The sequence below is a fragment of the Immundisolibacter sp. genome (assembly GCF_014359565.1).
Taxonomy (GTDB): domain Bacteria; phylum Pseudomonadota; class Gammaproteobacteria; order Immundisolibacterales; family Immundisolibacteraceae; genus Immundisolibacter.
Genome location: NZ_JACIZD010000006.1, coordinates 18,553 through 43,866 on the forward strand (window position 1 = coordinate 18,553; position 25,314 = coordinate 43,866).

A 25,314-nucleotide genomic window follows, 5' to 3' on the forward strand; every position below is an offset into this window, starting at 1 on the left:
CGTTGCCTGAACGCACGCTGAACGCCCGTTTCATCCCCGAAATCCCGGTCGGAGTCTTTGCGCATGATGCTCAAGCGTTTGTTTGTCCTGCTGCCCCTGGCCGTGCTGGCCGCCTGTACCACCTCGCCGCTGGGTCGCAGCCAGCTGCAGTTGTTCTCGGACGCGGACCTGTCGCAGATGGGCCTGGCCGCCTACGACGACATCCGGAAAAAACAGCCCACCGACGCCAATCCGGCAGCCAACGCCTACGTACGCTGCGTGGCCGATGCCATCACCGCGGTGGTGCCGGGCAACGGCCAGTCCTGGCAGGTGACGCTGTTTCGGGACGACTCGGCCAACGCCTTCGCGCTGCCGGGCGGCAAGATCGGCGTCAACAGCGGCCTTCTGAAAGTCGCAACCAACCAGGATCAACTGGCCACGGTGGTCGGCCACGAGGTGGCGCACGTGCTGGCCCGCCATTCCGGCGAGCGGCTGTCGAACCAGGCCGTCGTGGACACCGGCCTGCAGGCGGCGCAGGCCATCAGCGGCAGCATGTCGCCGGCCAAGCAGCAGCTGATGGGCCTGCTCGGCGTCGGCGCGCAGGTCGGCGTGCTGCTGCCGTTCTCGCGCACGCAGGAGAGCGAGGCCGATCTGCTGGGCCTGGACCTGATGGCGCGCGCCGGCTTCGATCCGCGGCAAAGCGTCGCCCTGTGGCAGAACATGGAGCGCGCCAACAGCGGCGGGCCGCCGGTCTTTCTGTCCACCCACCCCTCGTCTGGTGGCCGTATCGAGGCGCTGCAAAACCGTCTGCCGCAGGCGCTGGAGCTGTACCAGCAGGCACGGGCCCAGGGTCGCAAGCCGGCCTGCCGGGCGCCCTGACAACGGGGTACATCGACCGCCGAGAACGGACAACAAACCAGGGAGGAGCAATCCGTTGGACGCAGATTTCATCATCGTGGGCGCGGGTTCGGCCGGCTGCGTGCTGGCCAACCGGCTGACCGCCAGCGGCCGGCACAGCGTGCTGCTGCTGGAGGCCGGCAAGGACGACAACAGCCTGATCGTGCGCATGCCCAAGGGCTTCGGCAAGCTGCTGTTCGACCAGCACCACGTGCGCCGCTTCGACACCGAGCCGGAGCCGGGCAACGGCAACGCGTCCGAATCCTGGCCGCGCGGGCGCATGCTGGGCGGCTCCAGCGCCGTCAACGGCATGTTCTACACCCGCGGCCAGCCGCAGGATTTCGACGACTGGGCGGCGGCCGGCAACCCCGGCTGGGCCTGGGCCGACATCGCGCCCTGCTTCAAGGCCATGGAGGACCACGAACTGGGCGCCGACGAGGTGCGCGGCGCCGGTGGCCCGCTGCACATCAGCAATCACCCGAACCCGCACCCGTTGTGCGACGCCGCCATCGCCGCCGGCAGCCGGCTGGGCCTTACGGTCAAGAACGACCTGAACCGGCCCGAGCAGGAAGGCATCGGCTACGTGCAGTTCACCATCCGCAACGGCCGCCGCGAGGACGCCGCAACGGCCTTCCTGCGCCCGGTCATGAACCGTTCGAACCTGCGCGTGGTGACCGGCTTTCTGGCCGGGCGGGTGCTGTTCGAAGGCACGCGCGCGGTGGGCATCGCCGGCACGCTCAACGGCCAGCCGCAGGAATACCGCTGCGGCAGGGAAGTGATTCTGGCCGGCGGCACGCTGCAATCGCCGCAGCTGCTGCAGCTGTCCGGCATCGGCCCGGCGCAGCAGCTTTCCGACCTGGGCATCCATGTGGTCAGCGACCTGCCGGGCGTAGGCCAGAACCTGCGCGAGCACCGCATGATGATGGTGCAGTTTCGCCTGCGCGAGCCGATCAGCCTGAACGGCCAGTTCGGCGGCTGGCGCCTGGGCCGCAACCTCGTCCGGTACCTGCTCACGCGCAAGGGCCTGATGGCCACCGGCTCGCATGACGTGGTGGCCTTCGTGCGCAGCACGCCGGACCTGACCCGGCCGGACGTGGAGCTGGTCATGGCACCGTTCTCGCTCAAGCCCGGCAGGATGTCGATGGCCTTCGAGCAGGCCCACGGCATGCAGATCTTCGGCTACCAGCTGCGCCCGCAAAGCCAGGGCAGCGTGATGATCAGCAGCCGTGATCCGGCCGCCGCGCCGCGCATCCAGTCCGGCTTCTTTACCGATGCCGGCGACCGCCAGATGAGCGGGCGCATCCTGCGCTACATCCGCAATCTGGCCGCCCAGTCACCGCTGGCCGAGAAACTGGTCGAGGAAACCAGCCCCGGCGCACAGGTGCAGACCGATCAGGACGCGCTGGCCTTCCACAGCGAGTTCGGCGGCCCGGTGGCCCACCCGGCCGGCACCTGCAAGATGGGTTGGGACCCGCTGGCGGTGGTCGACGCGCGCCTGCGCGTGCATGGCGTCACCGGCCTGCGGGTGATCGACTGTTCGATCATGCCGACCCTGGTATCGGCGCACACCAATGCGGCGACGATGGCGATCGCCTGGCGCGGCGCGCAATTGATCGAGGAGGATCTGGCGGCTCGGTGAGCGGCCGGACCGCCGGGCGGCGCCCGGATGTGGGAGGCCCGCCCCGGGCCGAATGCTTGATTCGAGGATTCGCGGCGGGGCGCCGCTCCCACCGCGGCGCCGCTCCCGCAGGGCGCCGACGCTTCCGCGGCGCAATCAGTCCAGGAACAGATCCAGCAGCGGCTCGCGGGCCGGGTCCACGGCGTAGCGGTCAAAGTCGGTCACGCCGGCCTGCGCCAGCACGGCTTCGTCGATGTAGAAATTGCCGCTTACGTCGCGGCTGGGCCGGGTCAGGATCCAGTGCGCGGCGTCGGCCACGATCTCCGGTCGCCGGCAGGCGGCCGGGTCGACGTCCGGCAGCAGGTCGATGGCGGCCGTCGCGATCACCGTGCGCGGCCACAGAGCGTTGACGGCCACGCCGCGCTCGCGAAACTCCTCCGCCAGGCCGAGCATGCACAGGCTCATGCCGTACTTGCTGGTGGTGTAGGCCGGGTGCGGCGCCAGCCAGCGCGGCTCCAGATTCAGCGGCGGCGACAGCACCAGGATGTGCGGGTTCTCGGCCCGCAGCAGGTGCGGCAGGCAGGTACGCGACGCCAGCCAGGTGCCGCGCAGGTTCACGTCCATCATCAGGTCGAAGCGCTTGACCGGCGTGTCCAGCGTGCCGGTCAGGCTGATGGCGGACGCGTTGTTGACCAGGATGTCGATGCCGCCGAAGTGCGCCACGGCCTGCGCCACGGCGGCTTCCACGGCCTCCGCGTTGCGCACGTCCATGACCAGCGGCAGGGCACGCCCGCCGGCGTCCTCGATTTCCTGCGCCGCCGTGTGGATGGTGCCCGGCAGCCTGGGGTGCGGCTGGCTGGTCTTGGCGGCGATGACGATGTTGGCACCGTCCTCGGCGGCGCGCAGCGCGATCGCCTTGCCGATGCCGCGGCTGGCGCCGGTGATGAAAAGCGTTTTTCCGTACAGGCTGTCCATCGGGTTCAACTCGATTCGGTGGCCGGCGCGCGCCGCAGGCGCTGCAGCCACTGGGGTCCAAGCGCCGCCAGCAGGCTGCCGCCGACCACCAGCACCGCGCCGGCAAGCTGATAGCTGCGCATCGGTTCGTGCAGCAGCAGGGTCGACAGGGCGACAGTGTAGACGGGCGTCATGTTCATGAAGGCCATGGCCTCGGACGCGCCGACCGCCTTGACGCCGGCGTTCCACGCCAGCAGGGCGCCGACGCCGACGAACACGGCGATGAAGGCCAGCGCCTGCCACACCCACGGCGTGAACCGTGGCTCGGTGGTGGCGAATTCCCAAAGGCCCCAGGGCGCGACCATCAGCAGCGACAGTGCCGACGTGAGGACGGTCACCGACAGCACCGAGCGGCGGCGCATCACCGCGCGTCCGGCGATCGAGTAGGCGCCCCACAGCACCATAGAGCCGAGCAGCAGCAGATCGCCGCCGTTGAAGTGCAGCCTGGCGAGCCGCTCGAGGCTGCCGGCCGATAGGATCACGCCAATGCCGGCCAGTGACAGCAGCGCCCCGAACCACTGCACCGGGCGCACCACCGCGCGCAGCACCAGATAGGCCAGCGCCAGTGCCACCAGCGGACCTGCGGCATTCATCAGCGCGGCGTTGATGGCGTCCGTGTAGCGCAGGCCCAGGTAGAACACGCCCTGAAAGCCGGCCACGCCGCTGAAGGCCATGAAGCACAGGCGCCAGAAGTCCTCGCGCAGCGGCGGTTCGTCGTCGCGGCGCAGGAAGCGCAGCAGCACCGCCAGCACCACCAGCGACATCGCGCCGCGCAGGCTCACGATCAGCCCAGGCCCGAGGTAGTCGCGCAGTGCCCGGCCGATCACCATGTTGCCGGCCCAGAACACGCAGGCCAGGTTCAGCCACAGGTAGGGCAGGGCGCGGCGCAGCGCGGTCATCGCTTCAGGCCGGCCACAGCCGGGCAGTGCGCTGCGGCTGCGCGATGCGCAGGCGCAGGATGCGCTCGAAGTGGCCCGGATCCTTGACGTGGGTGATTTCGCCGGCGCGCGGGAAATGCAGGTCGTACAGGCGCGACAGCCAGAAGCGCAGCGCCGCCGCGCGCAACATCGCCGGCAGCGCCGCCGCCTCGCCGGCCACCGGCGGGCGACCGCTGACGTAGGCGGCCACGAAGGCGCGCGCCCGGGCGTCGTCGAAGTCGCCGTCCGGCACCACGCACCAGTCGTTCAGGCAGATGGCCAGGTCGTACAGCAGGATGTCGTTGCAGGCGGCGTAGAAGTCGATCACGCCGGACAGGCGCTCGCCCTCGAACAACACGTTGTCGCGAAACAGGTCGGCGTGGATCACCCCGCGGGGCAGGTGCTGGGTGTCGAAGGCCGCCTGGAAGGCGATCTCGGCGTCGATCAGCGCCATGGTGTCGGCCTGCAGCACGCCGCGCAGGGCGTCGGCGGTCACCCGCCACCAGGCCGGGCCGCGTTCGTTGCTGCGGCGCCGGTGCACGTGGCGGCCGATGCGGTGGATGCGCCCCAGGGCCTCGCCGACCGCCGCGCACTGCGCCACCGACGGCTCGTTTACCGCCTTGCCGGGCAGGCGCTCGACCAGCGCCGCCGGCCGCTGCGCCAGGCGGCGCAAATAACTGCCGTCGTCGGCCATGATCGGCCGCGGGCAGGCCAGGCCGTGGTCGGCCAGGGTGACCATCAGCTCCAGGAAATATTCGAGCTCCACCTCGGCATGGCGCTCGAACAGCGTCAGCACGAAGCGCCCGCCGCGCGTGGTGACGAAGTAGTTGGTGTTCTCGATGCCGTCGGCGATGCCCTGCAGGTCCAGCAGCTCACCGACCGCGTAATCGCGCAGGAACGCCGCGACTTCGGCCGCCTCGACCCGGGTGTATACCGACACGCCAGTCCCCGCCGGTCAACCGCCTACCAGCGCAGCAGCACCCAGCGCGGCACCGGGGGCGGGTTCTTGACGTCGTTGATCTGCTGGCTGAACTCGCCCTGGCCGGTCGGATCGACCAGGTAATAGGCGGGGCCGACGGCCGGCTTGACCTTGACCATATACACGCGGCCGTTGATCGAGTACTCCTCGCGCGTGTCCTTGCCGTCGCGCTTGATGGTGACCTCGGGCGAGGGCGCCTCGCCCTCCTGCGGCGCCACCTGCAGCTCGGGCGGCACCTCGCTGCCGGCCGGCGGGGCGTCGTCGCGACGCTCGACCTGCAGCTCCGGCAGGACTTCGCTGCCGGGCGGTGGGCCATCCTCGGCGGCCTGCGCCGCTGCGGCCAGCAGAAGACCGATAAGCAGCATGCGGCGCATGGGTTGAACTCCTGCAAAAAGGCTTGAAATGCTGGCCAAAGCATAGCATCGCCGTGCCGCCCGGCCGGCGTTGCGGCAGGCCGTCAGGGTCCTCGGGTCGCTGCGCTACACTGCCGGCCGGCCCGTCCCTGCGCCGTATGAACTTCCCGGTCAGCATGTCCGAATCACCGCTCGTCGTCCTGGTGGACGGCTCGTCCTACCTGTTTCGCGCCTTCCATGCGCTGCCGCCGCTGACCAACTCCCAGGGCCAGCCGACCGGCGTCACCTACGGCGTGATCAACATGCTGCGCCGGCTCGAGCGCGACTACCCGGACGCCCACATCGCGGTGGTGTTCGACGCCAAGGGGCCGACCTTCCGTCACGAGAGCTTTGCCGACTACAAGGCCAACCGCCCGCCGATGCCGCCCGATCTGGCTGTGCAGATCGGCCCGACACAGGAACTGGTGCGGGCGCTCGGCCTGCCGCTGCTGGTGATCGATGGCGTGGAGGCGGACGACGTGATCGGCACCCTGGCCCGGCGCGCGGCCAGTCGCGGCGAGCAGGTGCTGATCTCGACCGCCGACAAGGACCTGGCGCAGCTGGTGGATGGCCGGGTGCGGCTGGTCAACACCATGAGCAACACCGTGCTCGACGTGGCCGGCGTGCGGGAAAAATTCGGCGTGCCGCCGGAGCTGATTGCCGACTTCCTGGCCCTGACCGGCGACACGGTCGACAACATCCCCGGCGTACCCAAGGTCGGCCCCAAGACCGCTGCCAAATGGCTCACCGACTACGGCTCGCTCGACGGCGTGATCGCCCATGCCGGCGACATCGGCGGCAAGGTGGGCGAGAACCTGCGCGCCACGCTGGGGCAGTTGCCGCTGTACCGGGAGCTGGCCACGGTGCGCTGCGACGTGCCGCTGGACATCGATCCGGACAACCTGAACCGCGGCGCGCCGGACGTGGACACGCTGCGCCGGCTGTTCACGCAGCTCGAGTTCAGATCCTGGCTCAAGGAGCTGGACGGCGGCTCGGTGGGTGGGCAGGCGCTTCCCGCCACGGATAAGACCAAGCCGGAGGCGCCCGCCGTTGCGGCCGCGCAGGTGATCGACCGCGAGGCCTACGAAACCGTGCTCGACGAGACGGCGCTCGAGCGCTGGTGCGAACGCCTGGCGGCGGCCGAGGCGTTCAGTTTCGATCTGGAGACCGACCGCCTGGACGCCATCACGGCGCAGATCGTCGGCCTGTCGTTCGCGGTCGCGCCCGGCGAGGCGGCCTACGTGCCGGTCGGCCACGACTACCCGGGCGCAGCGGATCAGCTTGCCCGGGACGCCGTGCTGGCGCGCTTGAAGCCGCTCTTGGAGGCCGAATCGCCGCGCAAGATCGGCCAGGGCTTCAAGTTCGACTACACGGTGCTGGCCCGCTACGGCATCACCCCGGCCGGACCGGCCTTCGACACCATGCTCGAATCCTACGTGCTGGACAGCACCGCCAGCCGCCACGACATGGACACCCTGTCCGCCAAGCATCTTGGCCACGCCACCATCGCCTTCAAGGACGTGGCCGGCAGCGGCAAGAACCAGCTCAGCTTCAACCAGGTGGACATCGAGACCGCCACCCGCTACGCGGCCGAGGATGCCGACGTCACGCTGCGCCTGCACCGGCACTTCTGGCCGCAGATCGAGGCGGAGCCGGCGCTGCGGCGCGTGTTCGAGCAGATCGAAATGCCGCTGCTGCCGGTGCTCTCGCGCATCGAGCGCCACGGCGTGCTGATCGACGCCGCCCTGCTGCGCGCGCAAAGCGGCGAGCTGGCCGCCGCCATGCAGCGCCTGGAGGCCGAGGCCCACGAGCTGGCCGGGCACCCGTTCAACCTGGGCTCGCCGCTGCAGATTCAGCAGGTGTTGTACGAGGAACAGAAACTGCCGGTGCTGGGCCGCACCCCGACCAAGCAGCCGTCCACCGCCGAGGACGTGCTGCACGAGCTCGCCCTGCACTACCCGCTGCCGCGGGTAATCCTGGAGCACCGCGGTTTGTCCAAGCTGCGCTCCACCTACACCGACAAGCTGCCGCAGCAGGTCAACCCGGCCACCGGCCGCGTGCATACCTCGTATCACCAGGCGGTGGCCTCCACCGGCCGGCTGTCGTCGTCGGATCCGAATCTGCAGAACATCCCGGTGCGCACCGCCGAGGGCCGGCGCATCCGCCAGGCCTTCATCGCGCCGCCCGGCTGCGTGCTGCTGTCGGCCGACTACTCGCAGATCGAGCTGCGCATCATGGCTCACCTGTCGGGCGATGAAGGTCTGGTCAAGGCCTTCGCACAGGGCCTGGACGTGCACCGCGCCACGGCGGGCGAAATCTTCGGCCTGGCGCCGGAGGCGGTCGGCAGCGAGCAACGGCGCGCCGCCAAGGCCATCAACTTCGGCCTCATCTACGGCATGTCGGCGTTCGGGCTGGCACAGCAGCTGGGCATCGACCGCGGCGCCGCGCAGCGCTACGTGGACCAGTACTTCGAACGCTACCCCGGCGTGCGCGCCTACATGGACGCCACCCGCGCCGCGGCGCGCGAGCGCGGCTACGTGGAAACCGTCTACGGCCGGCGCCTGTACCTGCCGGACATCCGCGCCGGCAACAACCAGCGCCGCCAGTACGCCGAGCGCACCGCCATCAACGCGCCCATGCAGGGCACGGCCGCCGACCTGATCAAGCTGGCGATGATCCGCATCGACCGCTGGCTGCACGACAATGGCCAGCCGGCGCGCATGATCATGCAGGTGCACGACGAACTGGTGTTCGAACTGCCGGCCGAGCGCGCCGAGGCGGTGCGGGCGCAGGTCACGGCCCTGATGACCGCCGACAATCCGCTGACCGTGCCGCTGGAAGTGGAAACCGGCGTTGGCCTCAACTGGGACGAAGCCCACTGAGGCGTCCCCGAAACCAGACATTCCCGAATCCTGAAGGAGGAAACCACCCATGATCCCATTCGAGAAACTCACTGCCCCGACCCGCCTCTACATCAACGGCGAGTACCAGGACGCCGCCGGCGGCGCCCGCTTCGACAACATCAACCCGGCCACCGGCCAGTCGCTGGGCGAGGTCGCCAAGGGCGCGGCGGCGGACATCGACCGCGCCGTCAAGGCCGCCCGGGCGGCATTCGAGGCCGATTCCTGGGCCGGCATGGCGGCGGCCGATCGCGAGCGCCTGCTGCACCGCTTCGCCGACCTGATCGAACAGAACACCGACGCCCTGGCGGCGCTGGAGACCTACGACACCGGCAAGCCCTTCGGCGACGCGCGCAAGGTGGACCTGCCGCTGTCGGTGCAGACCTTGCGCTACTACGCCGGCTGGCCGACCAAGCTGCGCGGCGAGACGGTGCCGGTGCGCGGGCCGTTTCACACCTACACGCTGCGCGAGCCGATCGGCGTCATCGGCCAGATCGTGCCGTGGAATTTCCCGCTGTTCATGGCGGTGATGAAGCTGGCCCCGGCCCTGGCCGCCGGCAACACGGTGGTACTCAAGCCGGCCGAGCAGACGCCCCTGACGGCCCTGTACCTGGGCAACCTGATCAACCAGGCGGGCTTTCCGCCCGGCGTGGTGAACATCGTTTCCGGCCTCGGCACCGAGGCCGGCGAGGCGCTGATCACGCACCCGGACGTGGACAAGATCGCGTTCACCGGCAGCACCCGCACCGGCCAGCACATCATGCGCCAGGCCGCCGGCACGCTGAAACGCATCAGCCTGGAACTGGGCGGCAAGTCGCCGCACATCATCTTTGCCGATGCCGACCTCAAATCGGCCATGCGCGCCATCGGCGCGGCCATCTTCTACAACCAGGGCGAGGTGTGCATCGCCGGCTCGCGGCTGTTCGTCGAAAAGCCGCTGTACGAGCAGGCGCTCGAAGCCGCCAGTCAGTCCGCCGCGCGCATGAAGGTGGGCGACCCCTTCGCCGAGGACACGCGCGTCGGCGCGCTGGTGTCCGAACAGCACTGGAAGCGCGTGGACGAGTACGTGAAGCTGGGCGTGTCCGAGGGCGCCACGGTGGTCGCCGGCGGCGGCCCGGCGGATGTCGGCGGGCGCGGCTTTTTCTACCAGCCGACCGTGTTGGCCGGCGTCAGCAACACCATGCGCGTGGCGCAGGAGGAAATCTTCGGCCCGGTGCTGGCGGTGATTCCCTTCGAGGACGAAGCCGAGGTGCTGACCCTGGCCAACGACACCCAGTTCGGCCTGGCGGCGGGCCTGTGGACGCAGAACGTCGGCAAGGCGCACCGCGTGGCGCGGGCGATCAAGGCCGGCACCGTGTACATCAACGCCTACGGCGTGCTCGACGCTGCGGTGCCCTTCGGTGGCTACAAGATGTCCGGCCTGGGCCGCGAGAACGGCGAGGAGGGCATTGCCATGTACACCGAGCTCAAGAGCGTCTGGACCGGCCTGAAGTGAATCTGGGCATTCGCGGCGGGGGCGCCGCTCCCACGGGTACCGGACAGATGTGGGAGGCCCGCCCCCGGGCCGAATGATCTTCACCACCCATCGGCAGGAGACAGCCATGGACATCAACCTCAAGGGCAAGGTCGCCATCGTCACCGGCGGCCGGCAGGGCATCGGCCACTGCATCACGCAGACCTTTCTGGAAGCCGGTGCCAGCGTGCTCACCTGCGCCCGCGACGGCGCCGGGCTGAATGCGCAGATCGAGCAATGGCGCGCCAGCCACGGTGATCGCATCGCGGGCATACAGGCCGACGTGGGCCAGGCCGAGGACATCGACCGCCTGCTGGCGCAGGCCAAGACCCGCTTCGGCGGCGTGGACGTGCTGGTCAACAACGCCGCCACGTCCGAATCCGGCACCCTGGCCAGCCTCAGCGACGACCAGTGGCACAAGGAATTCGACGTCAAGCTGATGGCCATGATCCGCACCGCGCGCGCCGCCGTGCCGCTGATGCTGGCGCGCGGCGGCGGCAGCATCATCAACATCAACGCCATCTTCGCCCGCCAGCCGGACCTGACTTTCTACGCATCCAGCGTGGTGCGCGCCGGCTGCCTGGCCTTCACCAAGCTGCTGGCCAGGGAACATGCCGCGCAGGGCGTGCGCGCCAACGCGATCGGGCTGGGTCTGGTCGAAACCCCGGCCTGGGAGACGTGGCACGACCCGGCGCAGGGCAGCTACGAGGCCTTCCTGAAGTCCAGCGCCGAGTTCTACCGCGTGCCCATGGGCCGCGTCGGGCGCATGCAGGAAGTCGGCAACGTGGCGCTGTTCCTGGCCTCCGACGCCGCCAGCTACGTCACCGGCACGCAGCTGGACGTGGACGGCGGCATGGCGGCGTATCTGTAGGTTACGGTCTGGTCCGTGTCCGGATGGTGGATGACCGGCCGGCGGGCGTGACAAGCGCTGCGCAGGCCGCCTGCTCAACAAGTGCGCCGGGCGGCCGATAATCCAGGCAACCGTGTTCGCCCGAGGTTCGCTGATGGCGCGTGTCGTCCCGCTCGATTCCGCTTCCGAGGCCGCCGCCACGCTGTCGGGCGTGCGCGCGCAGCTGGCCACCGTCTGGCTGGGCGCAGGCGGCGTGCTGGACCTGCTGCTGATCACGGTGCTGGCCGGCGGGCACGTGCTGCTCGAGGACGTGCCCGGCGTCGGCAAGACCACACTGGCCAAGGGCCTGGCGCGGGTGCTCGGGGTGGCCTTCAACCGCGTCCAGTTCACCTCCGACCTGCTGCCGGCCGACGTGCTGGGCGGCAGCGTGTATCACCCCGGCGACGGCCGTTTCGAGTTCGTGGCCGGGCCCATCTTCACCGACCTGCTGCTGGCCGACGAGATCAACCGCGCGCCCACGCGCAGCCAGTCGGCCTTCCTGCAGGCGATGGAAGAAGGGCAGGTGACGGCCGACGGCGTCAGCCACCCGCTGTCGCCGCTGTTCACGGTCATCGCCACCCAGAACCCGATCGACTTCGACAGCACCAACCCGCTGCCGGAGGCTCAGCTGGACCGCTTCCTGATCGCCACGCGCCTGGGTTATCCGGATGCCGCCGCGGAGCGCTCGCTGCTGGGCGAGTACCGCACGGCGCCACCGCTGATGCCGGTGCTCGACCCGGCCGGCCTGCTGCGCTTGCGGGAGCAGACGCGCGAGGTTTATCTGCATCCGGACCTGGCGCACTACATCGTCGCCCTGGCCCGCGCCACGCGCGACGACCCGCGCGTGCGGTTGGGCATTTCGCCGCGCGGCGCCATGCACCTGGCCGAAGCCGCGCGCGCCCGCGCCCTGCTGCACGGCCGCAGCGCCGTGCAGGCCGAGGACGTGCGCGCCCTGATGCACCCGGTGTGGGACCACCGCCTGCTGCCGCGCCAGGGCCGCGAGCACGACCGGCGCATCACCGCCGCGCTGCTGGATGAGCTGACCGCCGGCGTGCCGCTGCCGCGTTGAGTTGGGGGAGCGCAGCGTGGCTGCGCGATTGGCTCGATGCGCGAAACACCATCGCCCGGCGCAGCCGGGCTCCTACACGGGCAATGATCAGCCGCCAATCCGCCGCACGGCAGCCTCCAACTCCGCGCCCGACGCGCCCCAGGCCGGCTGCGGGCCATAACCCACCGCGCCGAGATCCGGGGCCGACACCAGCGCCCCGGCCAGCGCCGCCGCGTCGCCGGTCGCCACCAGCCGGTCCAGAAAATCCCGCAGGCGTCTGCAAATACCGTGGGCCGTGCCGGCCGTGCGACTGGCCACCACCGGCCGGCCGCAGGCCATCGCCTCGTACCGCTTGACGGGGTAGTTGTAATCGCCGAACGCGCCCGGCGTGTTCACCACCGCCGCCACGAACGGCGCCTGGATGGGTAGAATCGCGCCGACAGCCACACCATGCAGTTTGCTGCGCAGTCGCCGGACGATTTTTGGAGCGCGAACATGAAATTCAACGTAACGATCGATCGGGACGAAGATGGCGTTTGGATCGCCGAATGCCCAGCTATTCCAGGCTGCATCAGCCAAGGCGAAACCAAAGACGAAGCGATCCGCAACATTGCAGAGGCCATTGCGCTTTGCCTGGAAGTACGAGCCGAGAAAGGGTTGCCGCTTACCCTTGAGACGCGGCAAATCGAGGTTGCTGCGTAGTGGCGGTGCTGCCCTCGCTGAGCGGCAGCGAAGTCGTTCGAGCTTTCAAAACCCTTGGCTGGAACGTGGCGCGTCAGAGCGGCAGCCACATCATCATGACGAAAGACGGAGAAATGGCGACCCTCTCCGTACCCAACCACAAGGCAGTCGCCATCGGGACACTGAGGGGGCTGATCCGCGCGGCCAATCTTACGGTCGACGAGTTTTCCGCAGCCACCTGATCTGCGGCGCAGCCTGCAAAGGAGCGAGACCCAAGTATGTTGGTCGGATTTCCGCGGTAGGTCGGTAGCCCGTATGCAGCGCAGCGAAATACGGGGAACATTCATTGCCCAACCATTCCGGATTCCGCTGCGCTCCATCCAGGGTACTTTCGCTGACCACCGTATTGACCCGGCAACACCCCGGATTCCGCTGCGCTCCATCCAGGCTGCTTTTGTTGTGGGAGCGGCGCCCCTGTGGGAGCGGCGCCCCCGCCGCGAATCTTCAATTCACCCATTCGGCCCGAGGGCGGGCCTCCCACGCCCACTGCAGAAGCGCGGCTTTGCTGCGCGATGATCGCCCGGCGTAGCCGGGCTCCTAAAAGGGCGATGATCAGCCGCCAACGCATGGCAGTCAGTGGTAGCCCGTATGCAGCGCAGCGGAATACGGGGAACATTCATTGCCCAACCACTCCGGATTCCGCTGCGCTCCATCCAGGCTACTTTTGCTACCGTTGCACCGCGTAGTCCGTCAGAATTCACACATGAATACCCCATGCGTTTGGTTCTTAGCGATCCGTGCCGGCAGCGGTGCGGACGTGTTCACGCAACGTCTGGCCGACGCGCTCAATCAGCACGGAATTCGAACCGAGATCACATGGTTACCGCATCGGGCGGAGTACGCACCGTGGTCGGTTACTGTTCCCTCGCCGCCGTCCTGGGCGAACATGGTTCATGTCAATACCTGGCTGCACACTCGCTTTATTCCGCCGAATCTTCCGGTGTTGGCCACCGTGCATCACATCGTCCATGATCCGATCCTGCGCCCCTACAAGAGCCCGGCGCAGCGGCTCTATCATGCGGCGTGGATCAAGGGGATCGAAGCGGCTGTATTGGATCGCGCGCAAGCTGTGACAGCGGTAAGCGCCTTCACCGCGGGTCAAGTACGCCGTGTGTTTGGTCTGCAAGATGTGCAGGTGATTCACAACTGGGTCGATACCGATCGCTTCCAGCCCGGCCGCGAGCGGGCGCCGCACCGCCCTTTTCGGCTGCTATTCGTTGGCAACTGGAGCCGGCGCAAAGGTGCCGACCTGCTGCCGGCCATCATGGAAAAGCTGGGGCCGGAGTTCGAGCTGTGGAGCACGGCCGGCCTGCGTGGGCGCCGCGCCAGGCGCCGACTGCCGTCGAACATACGCTTTCGGGGGCGTGTGGACGGTACCGAGGAGTTGGTTCGCCTGTACCAGGATGCGGACGCTTTGCTTCTGCCTTCCCGACTCGAGGGATTCGGGCTGGTGGCGCTGGAGGCACAAGCGTGCGGGCTTCCGGTGATCGCGACGGACGGTTCGGCGCTGCCCGAAGTGGTCAAGGACGGAAGCACCGGTCTGCTATGTCCACTTGACGACGTGAGCCGATTTGTGGCGGCCGCTAATCTGATCGCAACGGATGACGAGCTCAGAAATCGCATGCGGCGGTCCGGGCGGCAGCACGTACTCGCTGAGTTTTCCAAGGATCAAGCAGTGCTAAGGTATATTGAAATTTATTCGAGCCTTTTAGCGCCAGTCTCGTAACACGATGCCTATAAAAAAAGACTAACCCATGGGCTGGAGTCTTTATGTCTGACTCAATTTAATGAACGTCAATCCAGATACCTAGACTATTTAGGGATGATGTCCCACTTTTTTGAGTATCTCCGCCATCACAGCCCCGGCTTCATCCCAGCCCGCACTGGTAGGCGAGGGGCGCGGGCCATCGTCTTCAAGTATTCTCAGTAGCCCGCGCTTGATCCCCTCCTTGTCAGGCGTGACATATACGGCATCGGGGCCGCCAGCCTCGCGCAGTTCCGGAATATCGGAAGCGACAACTCGCGTTCCTGAAGCTCGCGCCTCTAGGACCGGAATTCCGAAGCCTTCGTACAATGATGGCATGACGAATGCGGCGGCTGCCTGATAAAGAGCGGCCAAGTCATCGTCCGCCACATAACCGAGCCAACGAACACGATCTGCGTCAGCCGCCGCAAGTTGTCGAGTGACGGGGGCATTCTTCCACCCGGGCTGCCCCACGATCACAAGTCGGTAACCCGCAATTGGATGCGATGTGCATAGCTCCAAGAAAGCAGCTATCAAGGGGCTAAGATTCTTGCGCGGTTCCAATGTTCCGACCGCCAAGAAGTAAGGCGGATGGACCCCGATGCGTTTGAGTCGAGCTTCAATATCTGATCTTTCCTGGTTGGCAAAAGCACCAGAAACCCCTGGCCTAGCGATGCCATTGGCGCGTATTCCAAGATGCGCGGTCAGTCGCGTCGCAGTGCCCCTGGAATTGGTGATCACCGCATCTGCGCGCCGCACGTCGTGATAGAAAAATAAACGATGCGCAAACCGGGTGAACGTCGGCATCGACGCAGGAACGAGTAGATGGTTCAGGTCATGTACCGTCGTCACCGTTCTTAATGTAGCTCCCGACCTGGGTAGAATTGTTCGCGTGGCCCAGAATAGCCCTACGCCATCCGCTGCACACAAGCGATGAACACGGGCTTTTAGCCACCAGTACGAGGGTACCCGGCAAGCCAAAGGATGGCTGTCGACACGTGCTATCCAACGGAGCGACGGCAAGGCGACCGTGATTGGCCTCGGGCTGTAGCAATAGAAGGTCGCGTCTGGCAAACGCGCATCCAACTCACGGCACAGTTCAAGGACATAACGTCCGATTCCAGCCCGTGAGGTAGCCAAGGGCTGGGCGTCAAGGCCTATCTTTAGGGGGGTGTCGCCGATTTCGGAACTTGGCATTGTTTAGCTCTAATCGTGCTCAGCCTGGCTTGTGGGCGATTGCGATTAGTTCTACTCCACAAGTCGGCTTGACCCAAGCAACTGCTTCGTGCATCGCGCCACGCAGCGCAATACCAGGATGTATCGAAGTGACCGATCCGGCGACCGCGCCGTTTTTAATGTTGGTACTGTCTTGCATTACCCCAGCGATACACCAGCCACGAGGTTTGTACTGCGGGGATGCTATTCCGGCGTTCCGAAAAGCGAAATCCAGCGAATCGAGGCTGAAGAGCGTGAGGTGACGAGGTATTTCAAGCATTGGCCAAAACGGACCGAACCGTGCAGCTACGGGTGGAGTCACGTTCGGCGTGCCTATCCAGAGTAGACCACCTGGCCGGACAAGCCGCCAGCACGCACGTAGGAACGCGACCGGGTCATGAACGTGCTCCACGACCTGGTTTGCCGTTACGACGTCGAAGCTTTCTTCGAGAAAGGGGCTGTCTTCGAGCGTTCCAACATACACGTCAAGACCCCGCCCCCGTGCGACACCGGCAGCGGTGGGATCGAAATCCAGTCCATGGACAGTCCATCCGGCGTGCTGCGCGCGCAGAAGAAAATCGCCATTTCCGCATCCCACGTCGAGTAGCCGATTCCGGCCGGGCACAGGGCGCGGCAGGTGTCGCATGTAATGGTCCCATTCCAAGCGCAACGGCGGGGGTAGTAAATACATCAGCAGCCACGCCCAATCGCTGGTGGGCTGGCGCCGTCCGCCATATCTCCGGTTGATGTAGCTGTTGCGTACGATGGCCGCGAAGCGGCTGAGACCACTTCGAGCGAGATCGTTCCTCTCCGACACCCTATGCGTCGGATAACGTGCGTAGGCGCGTACGACACTCTGGAGTGTTGGCCGCGGATCGAGATAGCCGCTGCCGCATCCCTGGCATTTCCAGAGTGTCCAGTGCCCGGGCGCGCACCGTTGGTTGACGTCCGTTAAATTATCGTAGATCAAAGCTCGTGCAGGATTCTCGCAGACTGGGCAGCGACCAAGGCGCTCCAGGTCTTCCGTAGGCCATTCACCGGCGGCGGACAAGCAGACCTCCCTGTACTGCAATAAGGCTGAGTTCGGTTGCGTATGCAGCCGCGATTGCGCCGGTTAGACCCAACGATGGCACCCATGCGGCGGTAGCAACCACGCTGGTGAGGGCGCCCACCGTATACGTCAGTAGGAAGTGCCGTTCGCCACCGCGAGCCGCAAGCGCAAAGGTGAGTAGTGATCGGACGACGAACGCAGCAGGCAGCAGGGCGAATGCTCGGACGAGGCTTTCTATTCCGGCAAAGCTAGGACCGAGAAGGGCCGGTAGCAGCGGTGCGCTTAATGCGAGCAGGCCGCCGCCTGCGATGCTCAATACGAGCGGGCCAGTACCGATGCGAAGCACCGTGTAGAGCGGCCGTTGCGCCCGGTATGCGCGTGGCAGCAAGGTGTCGAGAGCGGCGGTAACGGGCAGCAGGACCACGTCCATCACTCGTTGCGCCGCACTGAACGCACCGACTCCCGCTAGTGTGTCAAGCCGGGCGAGGATGGGTTTATTGGCCTCGGCCTGCACGCGCATGGCCCCCCCGGCAAATGCGAATGGAAAGCCGGCGCGCACCAGTGCTGAAAGGTTATCGCCAGACCACACGGGGCGGCCAAAGGTCATCGCCGCCGCCCAGGTCGCCAGGGCTGTGTAGCCAAGGCTCACCGCGCCGTATAGCACCGCCCATTGCGCGGGATTGGGTACAGTGAGGGTGGTCAGCATCAAGAAAGCTGCCAGCCGAGTCAGAATCAGCCCGGACATAACGGCGCCGAAACCAGCCATCCGCTGATGCGCCTGCCAGGTCCGCGCCATCAGCTCCAGCAGGCTGGCACCGGCGAGGTCCGCCAGAACGATGGCGGCGACTGCGTAGGCTGGCAGAGCGGGCGGGACCAGGAGGCGGCAGGCGACGAAGGCCGCCACGGACAGCGGCACCACGCTGATGGCCCACAGCCGCAGCGCGTCGCCGAGATGGGTCGCCAGATGTTCCGGATTACGGGCGCCGTCGCGCACCAGCAGGGCCTGCCCACCGAGGCCCGCGAGCGGGGCGAAAAGGGTGGCAATCGCCATCACCGCAATCAGCGATCCGTAGCCCTCCGCCCCCAGCGTGCGCGCCACGAGCACGAACAGCGCCATCTGCGCCACGGTGCGCAGCGCCAGCCAGCCGAACAGCACGCCGCTGGCGCGCAGATAGCCACCCGGTCGCCAGGCGCGCAGGCGTGTCAGTGTGGCGGTGGTTGCAGTCAAGGGGAGGGTGTTTCAGCAGTTGTGTTGGATGTCGAGCAGCGACGGCGCGTGATCATGGATAACGTCGCGCGCGGCGCACAGGATAACGACGCGGCCGGGGCGGCGCTTGAGCGTCGGCCGGTGCGACTGGGAATCCTCTGTCACACGAAGCTTTCGTGGGAGGTTCGCCCTTGGGCTGATTGGCCGGAACATTCGCGGCGGGGGCGCCGCTCCCACAAATTGGGAATCCTCTGTCACAAACAGCGAGGCTTTCGTGGGAGGCCCGCCCTCGGGCCGAATGATTGGCCGGAAGATTCGCGGCGGGGCACCGCTTGTATGTTGCGCGTGCCTTTACGGCAGTTAACGCTTCACGGGGGAGGCTGTTCGCTCCTGGAGGCAAGAGGGTTTCTTGACCTCGTCTGTAGAGCGGCTACAGCCGCCTGGCGGCGACGGTTCTACGGCTGGTTGGCCCAGGTGCTCAGATCGCGCAGGAGGGCGTAGTCGTCCTTCGGATCGGTGAACACGGCGTGCAGGCGCGCCTGCGGGTCCAGCACGTAAAGGGTCTCGGAGTGCGTCACCGTGTAGGCGGGGGTGCCGTGATCGGCATGGCCGGTGTGCGCGGCATGTTCGCCTGCCGGCTGCGCGGTGTAGGCATAGCTCACGCCAAGCTCGCGCAGCAGCGGTGCCAGCTCGCCCAGCGGCGCCGTGGCGCCGACGAAGCCCTGCCCGAACTGACCGACGTACTGGGCCAGCCGCTGCGGCGTGTCGCGCATTGGGTCCACCGACACCAGCATGAAGCGCACCTTCGGGCGCAGCGCTTCCGGCAGCCGCCGCTGCACGCCGGCCAGGCGCGCCAGGGTGGTCGGGCACACGTCCGGGCAGTGCGTGAAGCCGAAAAACAGCACCGTCCACCGGCCAGCCAGCGTGGAGGGGGTGATCGGTGCACCCTGGTGGTCGACGAGCGACAGGTTGGCGATTGGCCTTGGCGGGGTAATGACGGTGCCGCCTCCCGGCGCGGCCAGGCCAGGCAATGGCAGCAGCACGAGCGCCGCCAGCAAGGCTCCGAAAGGTGCCGCCAGCGGCCGGCGATATACTCCACATGCCCAGTGCCTGGGCTGGCGCATCCCCATGACCTTCAAATCCCTCACGTTCCACCGCCCGGCGGATGGCGCGGCGGCGCAGTTTAGCAGCGCCCCGCCGCTGTCCCTGTACGTGCATCTGCCCTGGTGCGTGCGCAAGTGCCCGTACTGCGACTTCAATTCCCACGCCGCCGGCGGCGAGTTGCCGCAGGGCGACTACATCGATGCCCTGCTGCGGGATCTGGAAGCCGACCTGCCGCGCGTGTGGGGCCGGCCGGTGATGAGTGTGTTCATCGGCGGCGGCACGCCCAGCCTGTTCGAGCCGCATGTCATTGCCCGGTTGTTGTCGGACCTGCGTGCCCGGCTGCCGCTGCTGCCCGCCGCGGAGATCACGCTGGAGGCCAATCCCGGCACGCTGGACACGGCGCGCCTGGAAGGTTTCAGGCGGGCCGGCGTGAACCGCCTGTCGCTGGGCGTGCAGAGCTTCCACGACCGACAGCTCAAGGCGCTGGGCCGCATTCACGACGGCGCCGCCGCCAGGCGGGCGATCGAGGTGGCGCTGTCGGTCGGTTTCGAGCGGGTGAACATCGATCTCATGTTCGGCTTGCCGGGACAGGACGTGAAGCGGGCGCTGGCCGATCTGGACGCTGCGCTGGCCTACGACACCGGTCACGTGTCCTGGTATCAGCTCACGCTGGAGCCGAACACCGTTTTCCACAGTCACCCGCCGGTGCTGCCGGAGCCGGACCTGATGGAGGCGATCTACGAGGCCGGCCTGGCGCGTCTGGCGGCGGCCGGTTGCCGGCGCTACGAGGTGTCCGCCTACGCCCGGCCGGGACAGGAGTGCCGGCACAACCTCAACTACTGGCAGTTCGGCGATTACCTTGGCATCGGCGCCGGGGCGCACGGCAAGCTGACCCTGCCGGACGGCATCCTGCGCCTGGCCAAGTACCGCCAGCCGCAGACCTATATGACCCGCGCCAGCGCCGGCGATGCGGTGGCTGACCAACGCTTTTTGAGCGCCGACGAGCGGGCCTTCGAGTTTCTGCTGAACGCGCTGCGCCTGTGCGCCGGCTTCAGCTGGACGCAGTTTCGCGAGCGCACCGGCCTGCCGCTGACCACCATCCGCCCGCGTCTCGAGCAGGCCGCGCAGCGCGGTTTGGTGACGCTGGACGGGGCGGGCGCCCGCGCCACCGAGCGCGGCTTCGATCTGCTCGACAGCGTGCTGGAGGAGTTCTTGCCCGCGGCGACGGCCGGCAGCGGCCGCGAATCGTCGGCAAGCGCATGAGCACCGCCATCGCCGAGCTGCTGGGCGCCGGCGGCCCGCTGGCGCAGGCGCTGCCCGGTTTCGCGCCGCGGCAAACCCAGCAGGCGATGGCCGAGGCGGTCGAGCAGGCCATCGCCGAACGCAGCACGCTGCTGGTCGAGGCCGGCACCGGCACCGGCAAGACCTTCGCCTACCTGCTGCCGGCGCTGCAAAGCGGGCGCAAGGTGCTGATCGCCACCGGCACGCGTGCCCTGCAGGACCAGCTGTTCCACCGCGACCTGCCGACGCTGCAACGCGCGCTGGGGCTTTCGGTCCACACCGCGCTGCTCAAGGGGCGCGCCAACTACCTGTGCCATCACCGCCTGGAGCGGGTAGCGGCGGGCGATTTTGGCGGCGATCTGGCGCTGCACCCGGTGCTGGCGGCGGTGCAGGGCTTTGCAGGTCGCTCGCCGGATGGCGATCTGGATGCCCTGGAGGAGCTCTCGCCCCAGTCCAGCCTGCGGCCCTTCGTCACGTCCAACGCCGACAACTGCCTGGGTCAGGACTGTCCGAACATCGGCGACTGCTTCCTGCTCAAGGCCCGCCGGGCGGCGCAGCAGGCGGACCTGGTGGTGGTCAACCATCACCTGTTCTTTGCCGACCTGGCGCTGAAGGAATCCGGCTTCGGCGAGGTATTGCCGGACGCCGACGTGTTCATCTTCGACGAGGCGCACTTGCTGCCGGAGGTGGCCACGATGTTCTTCGGCACCAGCCTGGGGAGTTTCCAGCTGGCCGATCTGGCGCGCGATCTGCTCGCCGAGGCGGCCCAGCTGGGCGACGTGCCGGAGCTGCCGCCGCGTGCGCAGGCACTCTCACAGGCGGCAGCCGGCCTGAACGCGGCGCTGGGCGATCCGCCGCGCCGCGAGCCCTGGCCGCTGCGGCCGATCGCCGTGTTTACCGAGGCGCTGGGGGCCGTGCGCCAGGCGCTGGCCGATCTGTCGTCCTCCTTGGAGGCGCTTTCCGGGCGCAGCAGCGGCCTGGACAACTGCCAGGAACGGGTGGCCCTGCTGGCGGCGCGTCTGGCGCCGTTTCTGGCCGACGCGCAGGCCGACCAGGTGCGCTGGATCGACGTGCGCCAGCGCTCCTGCACCCTGCACGCCAGTCCGGTGGACGTGGCGCCGCTGCTGAACGAGCGCTTCCCGCGCCATGCCCGGGCCTGCGTGTTCACCTCCGGCACGCTGGCGGTGGCGGGGCAGTTCGATCATTTCGTGCAGCGGCTGGGGCTTGCCGATGCGCGCACGCTGGCCCTGCCGGGCAGTTTCGATTACCAGACGCGGGCGCTGCTTTATCTGCCAGGCGACCTGCCGGAGCCGTCCGACCCCGGCTACACGGACGCCCTGGTGGCGGCGGCGCTGCCGGTGCTGCGCGCCAGCCGCGGGCGGGCCTTCATGCTGTTCACCAGTCACAGCGCGCTGCGGCGGGCGGCCACGCGCCTGCGCAGCTGCGAGGAATTCACGCTGCTGGTGCAGGGCGAGAGACCCAACAGCGAGCTGCTGAGCCAGTTCCGGCGCGCCCCGGCGCCGGTGTTGCTGGGCACCGGCAGCTTCTGGCAGGGCGTGGACGTGCGCGGCGAGGCGCTGTCCTGCGTCATCGTCGACAAGCTGCCGTTCGCCTCGCCGGGCGAGCCCATCGTTGCCGGGCGCATCGCCTACCTGCGCCGCGAGGGCGGCGATCCGTTCAACGACTACCAGCTGCCGCAGGCGGTGATCACCCTGAAGCAGGGTCTCGGGCGCCTGATCCGCGACGCGCACGACCGCGGCGTGCTGATGGTCGGCGATCGCCGTTTGCGCGCCAAGGGCTACGGCCGGGTGTTCCTCAAAAGCCTGCCGCAGATGCCCATCACCCAGGAACTGGCCGACGTGCAGCGCTTTTTCGACGAGCCGGCGTTCGAGCCGGCCGCGCCATGAACCTGCTGGCGCTGGAAACCGCCACCGACTGCTGCTCGGTGGCGCTGCTCACCCACGCCGGCGTGCTGGAGGACCACCGCCTGGCGCCGCGCCAGCACGCGGCGCTGATCCTGCCGATGATCGAGGATTTGCTGGCGCAGGCCGGCCTGACGCGTCAGGCGCTGGACGTGATCGCGTTTGGCCGCGGGCCGGGCGCCTTCACGGGACTGCGTATCGCCGCCGGCGTGGCGCAGGGCCTGGCGCTGGGCCTCGACCGGCCGGTGGTGCCCGTGTCCACGCTGGCGGCCCTGGCGCAGGCGAGCGGGGCGGACCGGACATTCGCCGCGCTCGATGCGCGTCTGGGCGAGGTCTATTTCGGTTACTACACGCGCGGCGCGGACGGTCTGGTGGTGGCGGATGCTGCCGATGGCCTGGCACCGCCGGAGGCGATTGCGCTGCCGGCCGATCCGGCATGGCGCGGCGCGGGCGTCGGGCCGGGCTGGGGTGCGTACGGCGAGGTACTCGGCGCCCGGCTGGGCCACTGCATCGACGCGGTGGATGCCGATGTGCAGCCGCGCGCCGGTGGTCTGGCCCGGTTGGCAGCGGCCGCGTACGCGCGTGGCGAGGCGGTATCCGCCGAGCGGGCGCTGCCGGTGTATCTGCGCGACCGGGTGACGCACGGCAGCTGACCGGCGGGCGATCCGGACGGCTTTGCTCTATCCTTGCCGGCCTTTTTCTGCACCTGTTTCTGGCAAATGGCTCAATACGTTTTCACCATGAACCGCGTCGGCAAGGTCGTGCCGCCGAAGCGGGAGATTCTCAAGGACATCTCACTGTCGTTCTTCCCGGGCGCCAAGATCGGCGTGCTGGGCCTGAACGGCTCCGGCAAGTCGACGCTGCTGCGCATCATGGCCGGCGTGGATACCGAGATCGAGGGCGAGGCGGTGCCGATGCCCGGCATCCGCATCGGCTATCTGCCGCAGGAGCCGCAGCTGGACGCCACGCAGACCGTGCGCCAGGCGGTGGAGGAGGGCATCGGCGGCGTGCTGGCGGCGCAAAAGCGTCTGGAGGAGGTCTACGCCGCCTACGGCGACCCGGATGCCGACTTCGACAAGCTGGCCGAGGAACAGGCGCGCCTGGAAGCCGAGATCGCCGCCGCCGATGGCGACAGTGCCGGTGTGCAGCTGGAAGTGGCCGCCGATGCGCTGCGTCTGCCGCCATGGGAGGCGCAGATCGGCAAGCTGTCCGGTGGCGAGAAGCGGCGCGTGGCGCTGTGCCGGCTGCTGCTGTCCAAGCCCGACATGCTGCTGCTGGACGAGCCGACCAATCACCTGGATGCGGAGTCCGTGGACTGGCTGGAGCAGTTCCTGCACCGCTTCCCGGGCACCGTGGTGGCGGTGACGCATGATCGGTATTTCCTGGACAACGTGGCCGAGTGGATCCTGGAACTGGATCGCGGGCGCGGCATTCCCTTCAAGGGCAACTACAGCGACTGGCTGGAGCAGAAAAGCCAGCGCCTGAAGCAGGAAGAATCCAGCGAATCGGCCCGCCAGAAGGCGATGGCGCAGGAACTCGAATGGGTGCGCCAGAACCCCAAGGGCCGCCAGGCCAAGAGCAAGGCGCGCCTGAACCGCTTCGAGGAGCTGTCCAGCCACGACTACCAGAAGCGCAACGAAACCAAGGAAATCTTCATCCCGGTCGCCGAGCGCCTGGGCAACGAGGTGATCGAGTTCGAGCACGTCAGGAAGGGCTACGGCGACCGCCTGCTGATCGACGACCTGAGCTTCAAGATTCCGCCGGGCGCGATCGTGGGCATCATCGGTCCCAACGGCGCCGGCAAGTCGACGCTGTTCCGGATGCTGACCGGCAAAGAGCAGCCGGACGGCGGCAGCATCAAGATCGGCCAGTCGGTGCAGATCGCCCTGGTCGACCAGAGCCGCGACGAACTGGCCAACGACAAGACGGCCTGGGAAGACATCTCCGGCGGCGCCGACATCATCACCGTCGGCAAGTTCGAGATGCCGTCGCGGGCGTATCTGGGCCGCTTCAACTTCAAGGGCGCGGATCAGCAAAAGCGGGTCGGCAGCCTGTCCGGCGGCGAGCGCGGGCGCCTGCACCTGGCCAAGACGTTGCTCAAGGGCGGCAACGTGCTGCTGTTGGACGAGCCGTCGAATGACCTCGACGTCGAGACCCTGCGCGCGCTGGAAGAGGCGCTGCTGGAGTTCGCCGGCTCCGCGCTGGTGATCAGCCACGACCGCTGGTTCCTGGACCGCATCGCCACCCACATCCTGGCCGCCGAGGGCGACTCGCAGTGGACCTTCTTCGCCGGCAACTACCAGGAATACGAGGCCGACAAGCGGCGTCGCCTGGGCGACGAAGCCGCCCGGCCGCATCGCATCCGCTTCAAGGCGCTGCGCTGACGCCGCATGGTTTCCGCAGCTAAGTTCTTGTCCGTCGACCCCTGTCGCTTGCGCTGCGGGAACCTGGCCTTCGCGGTTAGCGGGCTCATTCGGCCCGGGGCGGGCCTCCCACGAGTAGTGGGAGCGGCGCCCCCGCCGCGAACGGTGCCGGATGAGTCCAGCCGACGTCCTTAGATCTTCCGACACGAGCAATCCAATGAGCGACCGTTACCAGAACGCCACCGTCCTGAAACAGGCCAATGTCTACTTCGACGGTCAGTGTGTCAGCCATACCGTGTTGCTGGCCGACGGCACGCGCAAGAGCCTGGGCGTGATCTTCCCGTCCACGCTCACCTTCAGCACCGGCGCGCCGGAGCGGATGGAAATCCTCGCCGGCCGCTGCCGGGTGCGCCCGGCCGGTTCAGGCGACTGGCTTGAGTACGGCGCCGGCCAGGCCTTCGACGTGCCCGGCGACAGCAGTTTCGACATCCAGACGCTGGAGCGCATCGACTACGTCTGCCACTTCGGATAAGCGCCGGT

23 protein-coding genes are annotated in these 25,314 nt (G+C 67.9%); 14 read left to right on the top strand and 9 right to left on the bottom strand.

All coding sequences use genetic code 11. From position 1 onward, the window contains the following. The first annotated feature begins 63 nt into the window (after positions 1-63). Complete coding sequence (locus H5U26_RS09135; RefSeq protein WP_290618878.1) at positions 64-858, top strand: M48 family metallopeptidase; 795 nt, start codon at positions 64-66, stop codon at positions 856-858. 55 nt (positions 859-913) lie between these two features. Next, a complete protein-coding gene (locus H5U26_RS09140; protein WP_290618880.1) occupies positions 914-2,515 on the top strand; it encodes a GMC family oxidoreductase N-terminal domain-containing protein in 1,602 nt (533 codons plus the stop codon). Positions 2,516-2,650: 135 nt separating this feature from the next. Here the strand turns inward: H5U26_RS09140 and H5U26_RS09145 are convergent, their stop codons facing one another. The 4 genes from H5U26_RS09145 to H5U26_RS09160 are packed head-to-tail and all read right to left on the bottom strand — an operon-like array spanning position 2,651 to position 5,778. After that, positions 2,651-3,469, bottom strand: a complete 819-nt coding sequence (locus H5U26_RS09145) for an NAD(P)-dependent oxidoreductase (RefSeq protein WP_290618882.1) — start codon at positions 3,467-3,469, stop codon at positions 2,651-2,653. Positions 3,470-3,474: 5 nt separating this feature from the next. Next, complete coding sequence (locus H5U26_RS09150; RefSeq protein ID WP_290618884.1) at positions 3,475-4,407, bottom strand: DMT family transporter; 933 nt, start codon at positions 4,405-4,407, stop codon at positions 3,475-3,477. Positions 4,408-4,411: 4 nt separating this feature from the next. Further along, on the bottom strand, positions 4,412-5,365 hold the full coding sequence (locus tag H5U26_RS09155; protein WP_290618886.1) for a homoserine kinase: 954 nt from the start codon (positions 5,363-5,365) through the stop codon (positions 4,412-4,414). A gap of 23 nt (positions 5,366-5,388) precedes the next feature. Continuing rightward, positions 5,389-5,778, bottom strand: a complete 390-nt coding sequence (locus H5U26_RS09160; RefSeq protein WP_290618888.1) for a DUF2782 domain-containing protein — start codon at positions 5,776-5,778, stop codon at positions 5,389-5,391. A gap of 155 nt (positions 5,779-5,933) precedes the next feature. Between H5U26_RS09160 and polA the strand changes: the two genes are divergently transcribed. The 4 genes from polA to H5U26_RS09180 all read left to right on the top strand — a co-directional run bounded on the left by polA (position 5,934) and on the right by H5U26_RS09180 (position 12,167). Continuing rightward, a complete protein-coding gene (gene polA, locus H5U26_RS09165) occupies positions 5,934-8,678 on the top strand; it encodes a DNA polymerase I (protein ID WP_290618890.1) in 2,745 nt (914 codons plus the stop codon). Positions 8,679-8,727: 49 nt separating this feature from the next. Further along, positions 8,728-10,191 carry an aldehyde dehydrogenase family protein gene (locus H5U26_RS09170; RefSeq protein ID WP_290618892.1) on the top strand — a complete coding sequence of 488 codons (1,464 nt, stop codon included), beginning with the start codon at positions 8,728-8,730 and terminating at the stop codon, positions 10,189-10,191. 106 nt (positions 10,192-10,297) lie between these two features. Continuing rightward, positions 10,298-11,080, top strand: coding sequence for an SDR family oxidoreductase (locus tag H5U26_RS09175; RefSeq protein ID WP_290618894.1), 783 nt, complete (start codon positions 10,298-10,300; stop codon positions 11,078-11,080). Between the two features lie 133 nt (positions 11,081-11,213). Next, the gene (locus tag H5U26_RS09180; protein ID WP_290618896.1) at positions 11,214-12,167 is read left to right on the top strand and encodes a MoxR family ATPase; all 954 of its coding nucleotides are present in this window, start codon (positions 11,214-11,216) and stop codon (positions 12,165-12,167) included. A gap of 87 nt (positions 12,168-12,254) precedes the next feature. On the opposite strand, the gene H5U26_RS14915 is transcribed toward H5U26_RS09180, so the two are convergent. Further along, positions 12,255-12,593 (bottom strand): glycosyltransferase, encoded by a 339-nt coding sequence (locus H5U26_RS14915; RefSeq protein WP_366055924.1) that lies wholly within the window; start codon positions 12,591-12,593, stop codon positions 12,255-12,257. Positions 12,594-12,641: 48 nt separating this feature from the next. Here H5U26_RS14915 and H5U26_RS14920 point away from each other — a divergent pair, with 48 nt between their 5' ends. From H5U26_RS14920 to H5U26_RS09195, 3 genes are all read left to right on the top strand, one after another. Beyond that, positions 12,642-12,848: a type II toxin-antitoxin system HicB family antitoxin gene (locus tag H5U26_RS14920; RefSeq protein ID WP_366055925.1), complete on the top strand. Its 207-nt coding sequence runs from the start codon at positions 12,642-12,644 to the stop codon at positions 12,846-12,848. Continuing rightward, positions 12,848-13,069: a type II toxin-antitoxin system HicA family toxin gene (locus tag H5U26_RS09190; protein ID WP_290618900.1), complete on the top strand. Its 222-nt coding sequence runs from the start codon at positions 12,848-12,850 to the stop codon at positions 13,067-13,069. Before H5U26_RS14920 ends, H5U26_RS09190 begins: the two co-directional genes overlap by 1 nt. Positions 13,070-13,644: 575 nt before the next feature. Next, the gene (locus H5U26_RS09195; RefSeq protein WP_290618902.1) at positions 13,645-14,613 is read left to right on the top strand and encodes a glycosyltransferase family 4 protein; all 969 of its coding nucleotides are present in this window, start codon (positions 13,645-13,647) and stop codon (positions 14,611-14,613) included. A gap of 90 nt (positions 14,614-14,703) precedes the next feature. Here the strand turns inward: H5U26_RS09195 and H5U26_RS09200 are convergent, their stop codons facing one another. From H5U26_RS09200 to H5U26_RS09215, 4 genes are all read right to left on the bottom strand, one after another. After that, positions 14,704-15,828, bottom strand: coding sequence for a glycosyltransferase family 1 protein (locus H5U26_RS09200; protein WP_290618904.1), 1,125 nt, complete (start codon positions 15,826-15,828; stop codon positions 14,704-14,706). Between the two features lie 19 nt (positions 15,829-15,847). After that, on the bottom strand, positions 15,848-16,537 hold the full coding sequence (locus H5U26_RS14925; protein ID WP_366055927.1) for a methyltransferase domain-containing protein: 690 nt from the start codon (positions 16,535-16,537) through the stop codon (positions 15,848-15,850). A 343-nt stretch (positions 16,538-16,880) separates the two neighbouring features. Beyond that, positions 16,881-18,125 carry an oligosaccharide flippase family protein gene (locus H5U26_RS09210; RefSeq protein WP_290618908.1) on the bottom strand — a complete coding sequence of 415 codons (1,245 nt, stop codon included), beginning with the start codon at positions 18,123-18,125 and terminating at the stop codon, positions 16,881-16,883. Positions 18,126-18,559: 434 nt separating this feature from the next. Then, a complete protein-coding gene (locus H5U26_RS09215) occupies positions 18,560-19,162 on the bottom strand; it encodes an SCO family protein (protein ID WP_290618910.1) in 603 nt (200 codons plus the stop codon). Positions 19,163-19,232: 70 nt separating this feature from the next. Here H5U26_RS09215 and hemW point away from each other — a divergent pair, with 70 nt between their 5' ends. The 5 genes from hemW (at position 19,233) to H5U26_RS09240 (ending at position 25,306) form a co-directional block, all read left to right on the top strand. Continuing rightward, positions 19,233-20,471 (top strand): radical SAM family heme chaperone HemW, encoded by a 1,239-nt coding sequence (gene hemW, locus H5U26_RS09220; protein ID WP_290618912.1) that lies wholly within the window; start codon positions 19,233-19,235, stop codon positions 20,469-20,471. Continuing rightward, positions 20,468-22,396, top strand: a complete 1,929-nt coding sequence (locus tag H5U26_RS09225) for an ATP-dependent DNA helicase (protein WP_290618914.1) — start codon at positions 20,468-20,470, stop codon at positions 22,394-22,396. Before hemW ends, H5U26_RS09225 begins: the two co-directional genes overlap by 4 nt. Then, a complete protein-coding gene (tsaB, locus tag H5U26_RS09230) occupies positions 22,393-23,064 on the top strand; it encodes a tRNA (adenosine(37)-N6)-threonylcarbamoyltransferase complex dimerization subunit type 1 TsaB (protein ID WP_290618916.1) in 672 nt (223 codons plus the stop codon). The genes H5U26_RS09225 and tsaB overlap by 4 nt, the downstream gene beginning before the upstream one ends. Before the next feature lie 66 nt (positions 23,065-23,130). Beyond that, positions 23,131-24,795, top strand: coding sequence for an energy-dependent translational throttle protein EttA (gene ettA / locus H5U26_RS09235; protein ID WP_290618918.1), 1,665 nt, complete (start codon positions 23,131-23,133; stop codon positions 24,793-24,795). Between the two features lie 196 nt (positions 24,796-24,991). Next, a complete protein-coding gene (locus H5U26_RS09240; protein ID WP_290618920.1) occupies positions 24,992-25,306 on the top strand; it encodes a pyrimidine/purine nucleoside phosphorylase in 315 nt (104 codons plus the stop codon). The last annotated feature ends 8 nt before the right edge of the window (positions 25,307-25,314 follow it).

What these genes read in the sequence shown, in the direction of transcription:
- H5U26_RS09135 (WP_290618878.1), top strand. Translation starts at nt 64, where the DNA reads ATGATGCTCAAGCGTTTGTTTGTCCTGCTGCCCCTGGCCGTGCTGGCC.
- H5U26_RS09145 (WP_290618882.1), bottom strand. Translation starts at nt 3,469, where the DNA reads ATGGACAGCCTGTACGGAAAAACGCTTTTCATCACCGGCGCCAGCCGC.
- H5U26_RS09150 (WP_290618884.1), bottom strand. Translation starts at nt 4,407, where the DNA reads ATGACCGCGCTGCGCCGCGCCCTGCCCTACCTGTGGCTGAACCTGGCC.
- H5U26_RS09160 (WP_290618888.1), bottom strand. Translation starts at nt 5,778, where the DNA reads ATGCGCCGCATGCTGCTTATCGGTCTTCTGCTGGCCGCAGCGGCGCAG.
- polA (WP_290618890.1), top strand. Translation starts at nt 5,934, where the DNA reads ATGTCCGAATCACCGCTCGTCGTCCTGGTGGACGGCTCGTCCTACCTG.
- H5U26_RS09170 (WP_290618892.1), top strand. Translation starts at nt 8,728, where the DNA reads ATGATCCCATTCGAGAAACTCACTGCCCCGACCCGCCTCTACATCAAC.
- H5U26_RS09175 (WP_290618894.1), top strand. Translation starts at nt 10,298, where the DNA reads ATGGACATCAACCTCAAGGGCAAGGTCGCCATCGTCACCGGCGGCCGG.
- H5U26_RS09180 (WP_290618896.1), top strand. Translation starts at nt 11,214, where the DNA reads ATGGCGCGTGTCGTCCCGCTCGATTCCGCTTCCGAGGCCGCCGCCACG.
- H5U26_RS14920 (WP_366055925.1), top strand. Translation starts at nt 12,642, where the DNA reads ATGAAATTCAACGTAACGATCGATCGGGACGAAGATGGCGTTTGGATC.
- H5U26_RS09200 (WP_290618904.1), bottom strand. Translation starts at nt 15,828, where the DNA reads ATGCCAAGTTCCGAAATCGGCGACACCCCCCTAAAGATAGGCCTTGAC.
- H5U26_RS14925 (WP_366055927.1), bottom strand. Translation starts at nt 16,537, where the DNA reads ATGTATTTACTACCCCCGCCGTTGCGCTTGGAATGGGACCATTACATG.
- hemW (WP_290618912.1), top strand. Translation starts at nt 19,233, where the DNA reads ATGACCTTCAAATCCCTCACGTTCCACCGCCCGGCGGATGGCGCGGCG.
- H5U26_RS09225 (WP_290618914.1), top strand. Translation starts at nt 20,468, where the DNA reads ATGAGCACCGCCATCGCCGAGCTGCTGGGCGCCGGCGGCCCGCTGGCG.
- tsaB (WP_290618916.1), top strand. Translation starts at nt 22,393, where the DNA reads ATGAACCTGCTGGCGCTGGAAACCGCCACCGACTGCTGCTCGGTGGCG.
- ettA (WP_290618918.1), top strand. Translation starts at nt 23,131, where the DNA reads ATGGCTCAATACGTTTTCACCATGAACCGCGTCGGCAAGGTCGTGCCG.
- H5U26_RS09240 (WP_290618920.1), top strand. Translation starts at nt 24,992, where the DNA reads ATGAGCGACCGTTACCAGAACGCCACCGTCCTGAAACAGGCCAATGTC.